Below are 13,209 nucleotides of genomic sequence, written 5' to 3' on the forward strand. Positions count from 1 at the left end.
CGCGTTTACAGGAAGGCAGGTGCACTGCAGGGTTGTGATGAGCGGTCAGCCTGAGTAACGTGGCGGCACTTGTCTGGAGACCCAACGATGCGTGCTGCCCGTTCCCTGATGTTTGTCGCCCTGCTTCCTGTATTCGCCGGTTGCCAGTTGCTGCAGAGCCAGCCTGAGAAACCGTCCATGGCGGGCCTGACCCGCATGCAGGGCGAACTCAGCATGAACAATGGCAAGCTGATGTTTCAGCCGTGCCAGGAAAACAAGCTGTATGTCGTCAATGACGCCGGCAGCACCAGCATCCTGCAGGAAGCCGCAACGCTGGCAGGCCCGCAGCACAAGGTTTTCGCTGACGTGCGCGGCCGGGTTGCCACGGGCAAATCAGCTGACGCGGGCGCCCAGTTCGACGTGCAGCAACTATACCGCGTCGAACGCTCGAGCGCGGCCTGTGAAGACCCCAACTTCCAGCGGCTGATCCTGCGTGCCGGCGGCACTACGCCCGACTGGAACGTCAAGGTCAACACCAAGGGCATGGTGGTCGAGCGCGCCGGCCAGCCTGCGCTGGCCTTGCCGTTTCTGGAAGAACAACTCGGTGACGGGCGTTTCAGCCTCAGTAGCGAAGCCAATGATCAACACGTTGAACTCTGGATCGCGCCACAACGCTGCGTCGACAGCACCCGTGGCAGCGTTCAATTCATGAGCGCCGAGTTGCGAGTCAACGGCCAGGTACAACGTGGCTGCGCGTATTTCGGCGGCTCGCGTAACGACTGATTCGACAGGATGCTGTTTTAGCCTCACCGGAACGAGCCGTTGAGGCTTATAATCGCCGGTTTGTGAAACGCCTTTGGCGCAGTTGTGCGCCCCCGCGAACCGGACCCCGTCATGTTACGAATCACCGAACTCAAGCTGCCGATCGACCATCCCGAAGAAGACCTGCGGCCTGCCATCGTGCAGCGCCTGGGCATCGCCAGTGAAGACCTGCTCGATTTCACCTTGTTCAAGCGCAGCTACGACGCGCGCAAAAAATCCTCCGAACTGTGCTTCATCTACACCATCGACCTCAGCGTGCGCGATGAGGCGAAGTTGCTGCACACGTTCGCCGACGACCGTAACGTCAATGCGGCGCCGGACATCAGCTACAAGGTCGTTGGCCAGGCTCCGACGGATTTGAGTCAACGGCCGATCGTGGTCGGCTTCGGCCCATGCGGGATTTTCGCCGGGTTGCTGCTGGCGCAGATGGGCTTCAAGCCGATCATTCTCGAGCGCGGCACGGAAGTGCGTCAGCGCACCAAGGACACCTGGGGCCTGTGGCGTAAAAGTGTGCTGAATCCCGAGTCCAACGTGCAATTCGGTGAAGGCGGCGCGGGGACATTCTCTGACGGCAAGCTGTACAGCCAGATCAAGGACCCCAAGCATCACGGCCGCAAAGTCCTGCACGAATTCGTCAAAGCCGGCGCGCCGGAAGAAATCCTCTACGTCAGCAAACCGCACATCGGTACGTTCCGTCTGACCGGCGTCGTCGAAAACATGCGTGAGCAGATTCGCGCGCTGGGCGGTGAAGTACGCTTTCAGCAAAAAGTCACTGACGTGCTGATCGAAGACGGCCAGTTGACCGGTATCGAGCTCGCCAGCGGCGAACAGATCCACTCCAAACACGTGATTCTTGCCCTCGGCCACAGCGCCCGCGACACCTTCCGCATGCTCCACGGCCGTGGCGTGTTCATGGAAGCCAAGCCGTTTTCGGTGGGTTTCCGTATCGAACACCCGCAATCGCTGATCGACAGCGCGCGCCTGGGCAAATACGCCGGTCACCCGAAACTCGGGGCCGCCGACTACAAACTGGTGCACCACGCCAAGAACGGTCGTTCGGTCTATAGCTTCTGCATGTGCCCGGGCGGCACCGTGGTGGCGGCAACATCCGAGCCGAACCGTGTGGTGACCAACGGCATGAGCCAGTATTCGCGTAACGAACGTAACGCGAACTCCGGGATTGTTGTAGGCATCACCCCGGAAGTCGACTATCCGGGTGGTCCATTGGCCGGGATCGAGTTGCAGGAGCGCCTGGAGTCCCACGCCTTTGTGCTGGGTGGCAGCAACTACGAAGCACCGGCGCAACTGGTCGGCGATTTCATCGCAGGCAAGCCGTCGACTGCCTTGGGTAGCGTCGAACCCTCCTACAAACCCGGGGTTGCCCTGGGCGATCTGGCGCTGGCCTTGCCGGCGTTTGCCATCGATGCCATTCGTGAAGCCTTGCCGGCCTTCGAGAAACAGATTCGCGGCTACTCGCTGCACGACGCGGTGCTGACCGGGATCGAAACCCGTACTTCATCGCCGCTGCGGATTACCCGTAACGAGTCGATGCAAAGCCTGAACGTCAAAGGCCTGTTCCCGGCCGGTGAAGGCGCCGGTTATGCCGGTGGGATCCTGTCGGCGGGTGTCGACGGGATTCGCATTGCCGAAGCCGTGGCACGGGATATTCTCGGTATCGAGGCCTGACCGAAACCCTGTGGGAGCGAGCTTGCTCGCGATAGCGATGTCTCAGTCAACATCTCTGTTGAATGTTAAACCGTCATCGCGAGCAAGCTCGCTCCCACAGGAATGTTCAGCGTCTGAGCGATCTCAGATATTGGCGCGTAATACGCTGGTCGGCAGCGGCTCACCGCGCTCGGCACTGGCCGCCACGGTCGCGATCAGGCCACTCAACTCATAACCCTGAGCCTTCAACCAGTCCTGATTGTAATAGGTGGTCGCGTAACGCTCGCCGCTATCACACAGAATCGCCACGATTGAGCCACTCTCTCCTGCTGCAATCATCTGCTGGGCAGCCATCAGGGCTCCGATCAGGTTTGTCCCGCTGGAACCGCCCACGTGCCGGCCCAGACGCTGCGCCAGATAATGCATGGCCGCCAGCGATAGCGCGTCCGGCACCTTCACCATCGCATCGATGACCTTCGGCAAGAACGACGCCTCGACCCGCGGACGACCAATGCCTTCGATCCGCGAACCGCAATCCAGGCGCAAGCTCGCGTCGCCAGTCTGGTAGTACTCGAAGAACACCGAACGCTCGGCATCGGCGCACAACACGCGGGTGCAATGCTGGCGATAACGCACATAGCGCCCCAAGGTCGCGGTGGTGCCGCCCGTTCCAGGGCTGGAAATCAGCCAGCTCGGTTCAGGATGACGTTCGAAACGCATCTGCTGAAAGATCGATTCGGCAATGTTGTTGTTGGCTCGCCAGTCGGTGGCGCGTTCGGCATAGGTGAACTGGTCGATGAAATGGCCATCGTGCTCCCGCGCCAGACGCTCAGACTCGGCGTAGATTTGCGTCGGGTCCTGCACCAGATGGCTTTTCCCACCGTAAAAGGCGATCTGCGCGATCTTTTCCTGAGACGTGGTGGCCGGCATCACGGCAATGAACGGCAAACCGAGCAAGCGCGCGAAATACGCCTCGGAGATCGCCGTCGAACCGCTGGACGCCTCGATCACCGGCGCTCCCGGCTTGAGCCAGCCGTTACACAGCGCATAAAGAAACAACGAGCGCGCCAGTCGATGTTTGAGGCTACCGGTGGGGTGACTGGATTCATCCTTGAAGTACAACTCGATGCCCGGCAATCCCGGCAGTGGCAAAGGGATCAGGTGCGTATCGGCGCTGCGCTGGAAGTCGGCTTCGATGATCCGGATGGCTTCGCGGGCCCACTGACGGTTGTCGCTCATGGTCTTTTTCTCGTTGAATCGATTAGGCGTAGGGAAACCTGGCGGTAACAGCAGGCAACGGATTGACCTTGTCGAAAGGCTCAGTCAACAAGCTTAGGAAAAAACCTGCATAACGCACAGGTACAGCTGAGGCCCAATACGCCAGCCAACTGCTAGGCTCAAGCCGGGGTCAGGCGGCAACGTTGTAACGACATATAACAAAAAAGAATATAACTTTTGTTTTAACAACTAACCGTACGGGTTAGGGTGGTCCACCTTTTGAATCGATAGATGGAGAGCGACCTTGCCTCTGCGTAGCACTTTCACGCGTTTCTTTCAGTTGGAAGCTGCCAGCGGTCTGTTATTGATTGCCGCTGCAGCTCTTGCCCTGATCATCAACAACTCACCGCTGTCCTGGCTCTACAACGGCCTGCTGGACACTCCCGTGGTCGCCCAGATCGGCGCCCTGAAAATCGCCAAACCGCTGTTGTTATGGATCAACGACGGCCTGATGGCGATGTTCTTCCTGTTGATTGGCCTCGAGGTCAAACGCGAAATCCTTGAAGGCCACCTGTCCAAACCGTCGCAGATCGTCCTGCCGGGTGCAGCCGCCATCGGCGGCATGGTCGTGCCGGCGCTGATCTACTGGTTCCTCAACAAAGACAACCCGCCAGCCCTGAGCGGCTGGGCGATCCCGATGGCCACCGACATCGCCTTTGCACTGGGTGTGCTCGCCTTGCTTGGCAAGCGTGTGCCGGTCTCGCTGAAGCTGTTTCTGATGACCCTGGCGATCATCGACGACCTGGGTGCAATCATCGTCATTGCGATTTTCTACTCTGGCGAATTGTCGACGCTGTCGTTGATGCTGGCCGCAGCCTGTCTCGTGGCGCTGGTGGCGATGAATCGGCTAGGCGTGGTCAAGCTCGGCCCCTACATGATCATTGGCCTGATTCTATGGGTGTGCGTACTCAAGAGCGGTGTCCACGCCACGCTGGCCGGTGTGACCCTGGCGTTCTGCATTCCGCTACGCACCAAAAACGCTGAACCGTCACCGCTGCTGAGCCTGGAGCACGCGCTGCACCCTTGGGTGGCCTTCGGGATCCTGCCGTTGTTCGCTTTCGCCAATGCCGGTGTTTCACTGGCTGGCGTTAACCTTGAGAGCTTCACCCACCACGTACCGATGGGCATTGCCGCCGGTTTGCTGCTGGGCAAGACCGTCGGTGTCTTCGGCCTGACCTGGCTCGCCGTCAAAATAGGTATTGCGTCCCTGCCCGCTGGCGCCAATTGGGGCCAGGTACTCGGCGTGGCGATCCTCTGCGGTATCGGTTTCACCATGAGTCTGTTTGTCGGTTCCCTGGCCTTTGTGCCGGGCAGCAGCGAATACGCCGGCATGGACCGCATGGGCATTCTCACTGGCTCGATCCTCGCCGCACTGATCGGCTACGCCTTGATGGCTGGGGCCAGTCGCAAGAACGCGGCGCTCACCTCTTAATCGCAAAAGATAGAACCCGGGTACATTCAAGACTAGTCCTACAGCCACGCTCAGCCACGTTCGATAACGTCGTGCAGCCCTTCACAGGGCTGCCGATGGACGAACCGAACAAGGACAATCAGTGGCTGGCAACAAGGACATCCCCCGGGTTCCGAACCCACCGTCAGGCGATGGGCATCACATTACCCATCGCTACATGACTGCCACCGAACTGGCAGAACGTGACGCAAGACAAAAATCCTACGACGACATGCTCGCAAGGCAGGCTGCCTTCGAAAAGCATCGCCAGCTTGCCGTCAAACCAACCGCCCCTGTCCGGGCCGGATGCGTCTTCGCCAAGTCCTGCAAGCTGCCGAATGCAATCATCGATTACTCGAGCCCTTCGGGGGCCGTCCCCACCGACAGCCTGAAAGACTACGGCGAACCGATTCTTCTCGGAGCACGCGAGGCGGATGAATCCGGCCGGGTACCCCTTCAGAAAATCAGTGGCAGCGTACTACCCGCCGGCATTGGCAGCCTGGCCCTTGGCGGTTCGGCTGTTGGTGGCGTGCCGCTAGCGACTACCGGCGTCGTTGCCGGTGCACTGGCAGGATTAGTGGCGCTGGTCTGGCCTTCAAGCCTTGGGGACAGTTCGCTTTACACCGAAGATCAGTTACTCGGCCTCAAACAGGCCCGCACCCGGGTTCGTCTGCGGGTCGAGCAACAAACCGACGGCAGCCTCAAGGGTTACGGCTTTTACACCGGCAAGAACCGCGACTGGGAAATGGTCGATGTCGTACAGTTCAAACTGCACGGTACTCAGCAGGTGGCCGACTTGGGCGATGGTCTAGAGCTGATATGGACGCCGGCCGTGGATCCCTTGGGCATCCTTGGCATCCCGGCCCTGGAAGCCGCGCCCCAGGCACCGCACATTTGGGTCTACCCACCTACCAAAGCCGCTGACAGCATCATCGTCGACCCGGTTTATCCGCCTGAGTACAAGGACTTCATTCTTGTGTTCCCGGCGGATTCGGGGGTGAAGCCGGTTTATATCGTAGTAAGCATGCCTGGGGATCATAAGTACTACGATGCTCCCGAAACACTCCCTGCTTTTCCAGATACATCCAGAGTGAAATCAAAGGCCTCGGTTCAAGGCGGAGGAAAAAAAAGAGCCCGATGGGTAGACCGCAAAGGCCGAATATACGAATGGGATTCAAAAAGCGATGCTGTAGAGCTTTACGATAAATTAGGAATCCATTTGGGTGAGTTCAATCACATAACAGGCGAACGTACAAAAGCTGCGAAGCCAGGAAGAAGGACCCCAAAGTGATTCAGGAGAAAAAAACCATGCGCTACCTATCCATCACCGGTTTTTATCCCGATGAAAAACAGGACGACTCATTGCAGTTCGAACTGACGGTAAAAGATTACGAGTTAAACCAGGCACTGGCTCAACTGACCGAGTCAAAAACCTTTGAAGAAATAGAACCTGGGGAGCTTGAACTAACAGAAAGCCAAGTCATACAGGTAGCAGAACTGCTCAAAGTCGATTTTCCGGTAGGCCTGGAGTACTTCATCGGTACCCGCTCAGCATCGTAAACAATCATCCAAAAACACAAAACCCCGACCAGTTACCTGATCGGGGTTTTGTTTTAACCGCGTAAAATTTAGTGCGACACGCGGCTGGTGCCACCGACGGTGGAGATACGTACACGTTCGCCAACACGGAATACTTCGTTTGGCTGAACTTCCTGGACGTAGGCGCGCATGCTGCCGTCGTCTTCGCGAACGGTGATTTCCACGCCTTGGGTACGGGTCGCGCCTTCTTCGATGGCAGAACCCGCCAGACCGCCGGCCACAGCACCGATCACCGCAGCGACGATGCTGCCTTTGCCACCACCTACGGAGCTACCGGCAACGCCGCCAACGGCCGCACCGGCTACGCTGCCGATCGGGGTTTTAGTGCCTTCGATTTTCACCGGACGCAGGGATTCGATGGTACCCATACGGATCGTCTGCACCCGACGTGCTTCGTCACGGGAGTAGGAGTCACCGGTCAGGTTCGATTGGCAACCAGTGAGCAACATCGCCATCGTAGAAAAAGAAGCAACCAGCAAAACAGACTTACGCATAGCATCAACTCCAAAGGACAGGTATTCATTAAACTCCGCAGCTTGACGCCTGTCACGGCACCGCACGGATAAAATTGGTTTCATTCAGTTGCAGTACAGTTGCACTTGAGAACTCATCACACAGTAGCGCCAAATTCCAGAACCTGCGTCACCCGCATCAAGGATTTCCATGGATTACTTCATCATTGTCGTCACCACCGTTGCCGGGCTGTACTTCCATTGGTGGCTGTACGTACGGATCAAACGCTGGATGGACCGTGATCTGGCGCTGGCACTCGCCGGCGATGACGAGCGGAAAAAGGCGTTCATGCTGCAACAATTGGCCATTGCCCGGCAGCAGAATATCAAACGTCGGGACCTGCCACAGTGGCTGGAGGCGGCGGCTGCCACCTACCCCACTGTGTAGCCGGTTTACGGTGCGAGGCGCTCGCGACTCCAGTCCGCGCCTTGCAGTCGATAGTTCAGACGGTCATGCAAACGACTCGCCCGACCTTGCCAGAACTCGATGCGTTCTGGCAACAAACGATAGCCGCCCCAGTGTTCCGGGCAATGCGGCTGGCTATCGCTGAAGCGCTCTTCAGTGACTTTGAGCAGCCCTTCCAACTCCGCACGATCGGCAATCACCTGACTTTGCGGAGACGCCCAGGCCCCCAGGCGACTGCCCAGCGGCCGTACCTGGAAATAGGCATCGGATTCCTGTGGCGTGACCTTCACCACCCGACCCTCGATACGCACCTGGCGCTCCAGGGTCGGCCAGAAGAAGGTCATCGCAGCAAACGGATTGCCCGCCAGCTGCTGCCCCTTGGCACTGTCGTAGTTGGTGAAGAAGGTAAAACCCTGATCATCAAGCCCCTTGAGCAACAGGATCCGGCAATGCGGGCGACCGTCCTGATCAACCGTGGCCAGGGTCATGGCATTCGCCTCGACCGGAGGTTGCTCGGTATTCACCGCCTCGGCAAACCACTGATGAAACAGCGCGAATGGTTCGGCCGGGGCTTGAGCCTCGGTCAAACCATCGCGAGTGTAGTCACGACGCATATCAGCCAGAGTCCGGGGCATAGCGTTTTCCTTGTGCTTGATCAGTCAGTTGCAGGCCGATTACTGGCCGCTGGTGCTTTTTGCCGCTGTATCCGCTTTGGCTGCAGCTGCTGGTTTCTTGGCCGGCTGTTTTTTGGCCGGAGCTTTCTTCGCCGGAGCCTTTTTAGAGGCAGCGCCTTTCTTCTTCGACGTTGTTTTTTTCGTGTCCACGGCTGGTGCTGCGGGCTTGACGGGCTGCGCTGCAACCATTTCCACCGGTGGTGGGGTCGGCTGGCTGTACTTGTTCAGCAATGCCAGCATGGTGGTGCGCTGGGTCAGCATGATTTCCACGCGACGGTTCAAGGCACGGCCCTGGGCGCTGTCATTGGCGGCGCGCGGCATCAAGCTGCCCATGCCACGCAACATCAGACGATCACGCTTCAAACCACTGAGGCTGAAGATCGACGCAACGGAAGTCGCACGGTCCTTGCTCAGTTGTTGAGCGTCGGAAGTTGTGCCCACAGCGTCGCCGTGGCCAAGTACCAGGACGGCAGCCTGGTTGTCGGGCTCAACCAGCTTGGCGATCTTGGTGAACTGCCCCAGGGACGACGGCAGCAGCATGGCTGGACGTTTCGGGTTGAAAGAGTCATCCACTGGCACTACGACCACCAACACGTTCTCACGACGCTCAACCTGCAAGTGGCTGTCCTGGACTGCCGAGCGCAAACGTGGCTCGTAGCTGTCCAGCCAGGCCTGGGTTATTTTCGGATCAGGCATTGGCACATCTTTGATGTCGGCCTTGGTAATGGCCTTTGGCTGGTCGCCGAACGGCCACCACCATTTGCTTTCGCTATCGGCTTTGGCTGCTGCGGCAGCTGAAGAGCCTGGAACTGCAGCCGGTGCGGTTGACGCAGCAGCACTTGCGGTCGATTTGGCCTTCGCGGCAGCAGCGTCTTCAGCGGCCTTCGCATCCGGTTTGGCAACGTCTTTGCTCGCGACCTTGTCCGAACCGGAACCGAATGACCACCAGTGGCCCCCGTCTGCATCATTTTGTGGGGTTTGTGCGCAACCGGTAATGGTGAGACACACTGCCAAGGCTAGAGATTTGTTCGGTGACATGGGGGATATCCACAAAATGAGATAGAAAGCTGTGGGTCGTTACGACCCGTATTATTAAAGAGACGCTTTGAAACTATAGAAGCCGCAGGGTTCCTTCCTGCGACCATTGGGCAAGTTTTTTTCAAAAAAATGCCGTGAAGTTCCCCTTTACAGACAAGCGGCCAAAACCCGTACAAGCTTCTGCGCACGCGGGTCCATCAAGACGTACGGCCCAAGGGTATTGGTCACAAAACCGAAGGCCACATCATGTTCCGGGTCAGCGAAACCGATGGAGCCACCAGCACCCGGATGACCAAACGCTCCGGGGCCGAGGCCGAAGGTCGCGTTGGGTACATCCGGTTGATCGAGCATACAACCCAGACCGAAACGGGTCCGGGTCAGTAAAGTCTTGTCTTCGCCCAGGCTGTGCTCGCGAGTCAGTTCCTGGAGCATCTCGCTTTCCAGCAAGCTGCCATCCAGCAGTCCGCTGTAGAACCCGGCCAGGCTGCGGGCATTGCCGTGGCCATTCGCTGCCGGTTGTTGCATACGACGCCATTCGGGCTTGTTGGTACTGGTCATTATCGACGGCGGGTTGGTGAACGCCCGGGTCGTCATCGCCGTCGGCTCACGCATCGTCACTTGCAGCAAGCGCTGCGCCGCCGCATCGCCGACATTGCCCTTGCCACGTGCGATGTGCGCCACACGATGGAACTCTTCATCCGCCAGGCCGACATGGAAATCCAGCCCCAGTGGTCGTGCAACACGTGCCACGATCGACTCGCCCGGACCACGGCCATCGGCGCGGCGCAGCAATTCCCCGACCAGCCAGCCATAAGTGATCGCCGCATAACCATGGCCTTCACCGGGCGTCCACCAAGGAGCTTCGGCGGCCAGTGCGTCAACCATGGTTTGCCAGTTGTAGAGTGCCTCTGGTGGCAGCAATTCGCGCAAGGCCGGCAGACCGGCCTGATGGCAGAGCAACTGACGCAAGGTGATCGCTTCCTTGCCAGCAGCGGCGAATTCCGGCCAATACCTAGCGACCGGAGCATCGAGCTGCAACTTGCCTTCGGCGACCAGTTGCAAGGCGGTCACCGCGGTAAACGTCTTGGTGCAGGAGAACAGGTTGGCAATGGTGTCGCTGTGCCAAGCCTCGTGACCGTCCTTGTCGGCAGTACCGGCCCAGAGGTCGACGACGGTTTCACCGCCGATTTGAATGCACAGTGCCGCGCCACGTTCCTGCGGATCGTCGAAGAGTGCTGCGAAAGCTTCACGCACCGCTTCAAATTTAAGCTCGTAATGACCTTGAATCAGCACCCGTAACTCTCCGAAAAAACGTTTCGACACAATGACCTGCATTGTTCCAGCCCTTGAGGGATTTGGGAACAGGGGCGGGCCGTGAACCTGGCAATCTCAGGCTTTAATGACCATTGGCCGAATGCCCACCTGCATGACCTGCCCCCTGCCCTGCGCCCTTGCTGTCGCGACCTTTTTTCCCGCCCGCGTCGTCATGACCGGCACTCTCGGCTTTATCCGCCGCAGCCTTGGCCTTCTCGGCTTCTTTACCGAGCTGATCGACGGCCTGCAAGTTGGCCTTGCGCACGCTCTCGACAAAGCCCTGGAACGGCAGATCGGTGATCCCGACCAGACCGAAATGGCCGTTTTCACCGTCCAGCAGACGACCGCTCACCGGTTGGTCGAGATACTGGAACCAATGCACGCCGACAATCGACGGTTCACTCACCGCTTGCTTGACGAAATTGGCATAGGCCGGCCCACGGTCTTCTTCCTTCGCCAGCTCCGTCACACCGCCCCAGAACGGACCGCGATCACGCGAGCCGAAGTTGAACTCGGTGATCAGCACCGGTTTGTCCAGCGCCTGCAACTTGGCGAAGTCATAACCGTCCTGAGGTTTGAGCGTGTACATGTTGAAGCTCAGGACATCGCAGTACTGCGCGCAAGACTCGACAGCCTCAGGTGTGCTGATGGCAAACCGACCACCGAGCAGCAGGTGGTTGGGTGCGTGCCATTTCAGCGAATCGGCAATGGTCTTGAAGTAAGTGTCGGCGAAGACTTTCTGGAAATATTTGAAGTCAGCTTCGATTTCCGGGTGCTCTGCACTTGGCAGCGGCGGTACAAAACCCGGGTCTTCCATCAATTCCCAGGCCGGCAGGTCAATGCCCCAGGCTTTCGACAGGCCCGCCTGGTTACGGTACTTGTCGCGCAGTTGCTTGAGGAACGCCCGTTTGGCCGGCACGTCGGTGGTCATTTTCAAGGTGCCGTATGCCAAGGCATAACGCGCTTTCGGGTCATCGCCGGGACCGGCCCAGGCCAGTTCGTTATCGGCAAAGTAACCGATCAGCCATGGGTCGTCGCGGTGATCGCGGGCAGCAATGGCCACGGCACGTTCGGTGGCCATGGCGAAACGCGGGTCGAACGGATCAGGCATGCCGCCCCACCAATCGGTGCCGGTGCTGATGCTGGCGTAATCGCCAACGATGGACAACGGCAAGGTGTACGGCACGCGGTCATTCAAGCCCAACGCCGGAGCGCTCCAGTCGCCGATGGTATTGAAACCCCAGGCTTGCAGGCGGTCGAGTGTATGGCCGGTCCAGCGTTTTTCGTCGAACGTGTGGGGAGCGCACGGGGTTGTGGCGGTTTCAGCCTTGGCGTCATCGGCCTTGGTTTCACTCGCGACTGCACACGGCTGGCCATAAATGCGCTGCAGGTTGGCACCGTAAAAGTCATACCAGCGACCGGCATTGAACCCGCGTCCCTGATCGGCACCATTGCCATTGCGGTTGTCGCCTTCACCGTAATGGCTGGCCAATGGCTCGTCATTAGCGGGTAACGACTCGAACATGGCTTCGCGCCCGGCGACGTAGGTCTGGCTGGTATCGGCGGTGACGGTATTGACCCCCAGGGAATAGAACGGGTGACCTTCCGGGGTCACCAGATACCAGCGACCGTCACGCTTTTCAGTGCGGAAGAAGCCACTGGCCTTGAAGGCCGGGCCTTTACTCCAGCCACCGAACGTGTCCAAAGACGAACGCTCGCGCTCGGCCAGCCAGGTTTTCAGTTGCTGTTGCTCTTTATTCGCCGCCGCTTTGAGCTGTTCGTCGCTGGCGACTTTTTCCGGCCATTTCGCACGAGTGGACTGACCATAAGCGTCCACTAAAGAGCCGTAGGCGGCTTTGAATACCGCCTCGCCGTCCTGCACACCAAAACGCTCAAGCATGATGCTCTGGGCTACTTTTGGCTGATCCATCGACAGTGTCACCGACACCACCTGGCTGCGATCCAGTTCACCCGTGCTGCTGGCCAGCAATACACGCTGGCCTTCAACAGTGATCGGCATCGGTGGCCCGGCTTTCAGGCCCTGGCTCAACGGCGAACTTGGTGTCAGCGGCACCAACAGGGTTTGCGCCGGCCCGGCCGGCAGATCGATGCGGCTGACCAGGGTCTTGCCGTCGTTACTCTGGATTTTCACGTAGAGCGTCACAGGCCAGTTCATCGCGCTCTGGATACGCAGGCTCATGACGCCAGACTGCGACCAGTCCCAGGCGCCGCTTTGCGGAGTCAGGCGCAGGTTCGGTTGCGCCGCCGGGTTGAAGGTCACCCGGCGCAGCACTTCACCTTCGGCCGTTTGCTCCGCATTGGACTGCGGCAGACTGGCGTCCTGGGTCGCCACCTGGACCACATCGGCGGGCCGGACAAAGTTGAACAGCGTCTGTTGTCCGGCCGGAGCCGCCAGCAGTGGCGCAGCGAACATCAGGGCAAAAACAGCGGGTAACGAACGGCGAATCATAT

The 13,209-nt window shown here is 59.1% G+C and carries 12 protein-coding genes; 6 read left to right on the forward strand and 6 right to left on the reverse strand.

What is annotated here, in order from left to right; translation table 11 throughout:
- The first annotated feature begins 87 nt into the window (after positions 1-87).
- Both AC1DIG_RS23695 and AC1DIG_RS23700 read left to right on the forward strand, forming a co-directional pair.
- Complete coding sequence (locus AC1DIG_RS23695; RefSeq protein ID WP_477769258.1) at positions 88-762, forward strand: COG3650 family protein; 675 nt, start codon at positions 88-90, stop codon at positions 760-762.
- Positions 763-873: 111 nt separating this feature from the next.
- Complete coding sequence (locus tag AC1DIG_RS23700; RefSeq protein WP_477769259.1) at positions 874-2,487, forward strand: NAD(P)/FAD-dependent oxidoreductase; 1,614 nt, start codon at positions 874-876, stop codon at positions 2,485-2,487.
- Between the two features lie 123 nt (positions 2,488-2,610).
- Here the strand turns inward: AC1DIG_RS23700 and AC1DIG_RS23705 are convergent, their stop codons facing one another.
- Positions 2,611-3,705, reverse strand: coding sequence for a PLP-dependent cysteine synthase family protein (locus AC1DIG_RS23705; protein WP_477769260.1), 1,095 nt, complete (start codon positions 3,703-3,705; stop codon positions 2,611-2,613).
- Between the two features lie 283 nt (positions 3,706-3,988).
- Between AC1DIG_RS23705 and nhaA the strand changes: the two genes are divergently transcribed.
- The 3 genes from nhaA to AC1DIG_RS23720 all read left to right on the forward strand — a co-directional run bounded on the left by nhaA (position 3,989) and on the right by AC1DIG_RS23720 (position 6,754).
- The gene (nhaA, locus tag AC1DIG_RS23710; RefSeq protein WP_477769261.1) at positions 3,989-5,176 is read left to right on the forward strand and encodes a Na+/H+ antiporter NhaA; all 1,188 of its coding nucleotides are present in this window, start codon (positions 3,989-3,991) and stop codon (positions 5,174-5,176) included.
- 121 nt (positions 5,177-5,297) lie between these two features.
- Positions 5,298-6,485, forward strand: coding sequence for an S-type pyocin domain-containing protein (locus AC1DIG_RS23715; protein WP_477769262.1), 1,188 nt, complete (start codon positions 5,298-5,300; stop codon positions 6,483-6,485).
- 17 nt (positions 6,486-6,502) lie between these two features.
- Positions 6,503-6,754, forward strand: a complete 252-nt coding sequence (locus tag AC1DIG_RS23720; RefSeq protein ID WP_477769263.1) for a pyocin S6 family toxin immunity protein — start codon at positions 6,503-6,505, stop codon at positions 6,752-6,754.
- 68 nt (positions 6,755-6,822) lie between these two features.
- On the opposite strand, the gene AC1DIG_RS23725 is transcribed toward AC1DIG_RS23720, so the two are convergent.
- The gene (locus AC1DIG_RS23725; protein ID WP_477769264.1) at positions 6,823-7,287 is read right to left on the reverse strand and encodes an outer membrane lipoprotein; all 465 of its coding nucleotides are present in this window, start codon (positions 7,285-7,287) and stop codon (positions 6,823-6,825) included.
- A 169-nt stretch (positions 7,288-7,456) separates the two neighbouring features.
- Here AC1DIG_RS23725 and AC1DIG_RS23730 point away from each other — a divergent pair, with 169 nt between their 5' ends.
- Positions 7,457-7,693 carry a hypothetical protein gene (locus AC1DIG_RS23730; protein ID WP_477769265.1) on the forward strand — a complete coding sequence of 79 codons (237 nt, stop codon included), beginning with the start codon at positions 7,457-7,459 and terminating at the stop codon, positions 7,691-7,693.
- Between the two features lie 5 nt (positions 7,694-7,698).
- Here the strand turns inward: AC1DIG_RS23730 and pdxH are convergent, their stop codons facing one another.
- The 4 genes from pdxH to AC1DIG_RS23750 all read right to left on the reverse strand — a co-directional run bounded on the left by pdxH (position 7,699) and on the right by AC1DIG_RS23750 (position 13,207).
- Positions 7,699-8,346, reverse strand: a complete 648-nt coding sequence (pdxH, locus tag AC1DIG_RS23735) for a pyridoxamine 5'-phosphate oxidase (protein ID WP_477769266.1) — start codon at positions 8,344-8,346, stop codon at positions 7,699-7,701.
- A 39-nt stretch (positions 8,347-8,385) separates the two neighbouring features.
- On the reverse strand, positions 8,386-9,423 hold the full coding sequence (locus AC1DIG_RS23740; RefSeq protein ID WP_477769267.1) for an OmpA family protein: 1,038 nt from the start codon (positions 9,421-9,423) through the stop codon (positions 8,386-8,388).
- A gap of 147 nt (positions 9,424-9,570) precedes the next feature.
- Entirely contained in the window at positions 9,571-10,716 is a 1,146-nt protein-coding gene (locus tag AC1DIG_RS23745; RefSeq protein WP_477769328.1) for a serine hydrolase domain-containing protein, read from the reverse strand.
- Between the two features lie 103 nt (positions 10,717-10,819).
- A complete protein-coding gene (locus AC1DIG_RS23750; protein ID WP_477769268.1) occupies positions 10,820-13,207 on the reverse strand; it encodes a beta-galactosidase in 2,388 nt (795 codons plus the stop codon).
- Between the last annotated feature and the right edge of the window lie 2 nt (positions 13,208-13,209).

This window comes from Pseudomonas sp. 05N431 (assembly GCF_056397005.1).

Bases quoted from the DNA above. Each gene is read 5' to 3' on its own strand.
- AC1DIG_RS23695 (WP_477769258.1), top strand. From the start codon at position 88: ATGCGTGCTGCCCGTTCCCTGATGTTTGTCGCCCTGCTTCCTGTATTC.
- AC1DIG_RS23700 (WP_477769259.1), top strand. From the start codon at position 874: ATGTTACGAATCACCGAACTCAAGCTGCCGATCGACCATCCCGAAGAA.
- AC1DIG_RS23705 (WP_477769260.1), bottom strand. From the start codon at position 3,705: ATGAGCGACAACCGTCAGTGGGCCCGCGAAGCCATCCGGATCATCGAA.
- AC1DIG_RS23720 (WP_477769263.1), top strand. From the start codon at position 6,503: ATGCGCTACCTATCCATCACCGGTTTTTATCCCGATGAAAAACAGGAC.
- AC1DIG_RS23725 (WP_477769264.1), bottom strand. From the start codon at position 7,287: ATGCGTAAGTCTGTTTTGCTGGTTGCTTCTTTTTCTACGATGGCGATG.
- AC1DIG_RS23730 (WP_477769265.1), top strand. From the start codon at position 7,457: ATGGATTACTTCATCATTGTCGTCACCACCGTTGCCGGGCTGTACTTC.
- pdxH (WP_477769266.1), bottom strand. From the start codon at position 8,346: ATGCCCCGGACTCTGGCTGATATGCGTCGTGACTACACTCGCGATGGT.
- AC1DIG_RS23740 (WP_477769267.1), bottom strand. From the start codon at position 9,423: ATGTCACCGAACAAATCTCTAGCCTTGGCAGTGTGTCTCACCATTACC.
- AC1DIG_RS23750 (WP_477769268.1), bottom strand. From the start codon at position 13,207: ATGATTCGCCGTTCGTTACCCGCTGTTTTTGCCCTGATGTTCGCTGCG.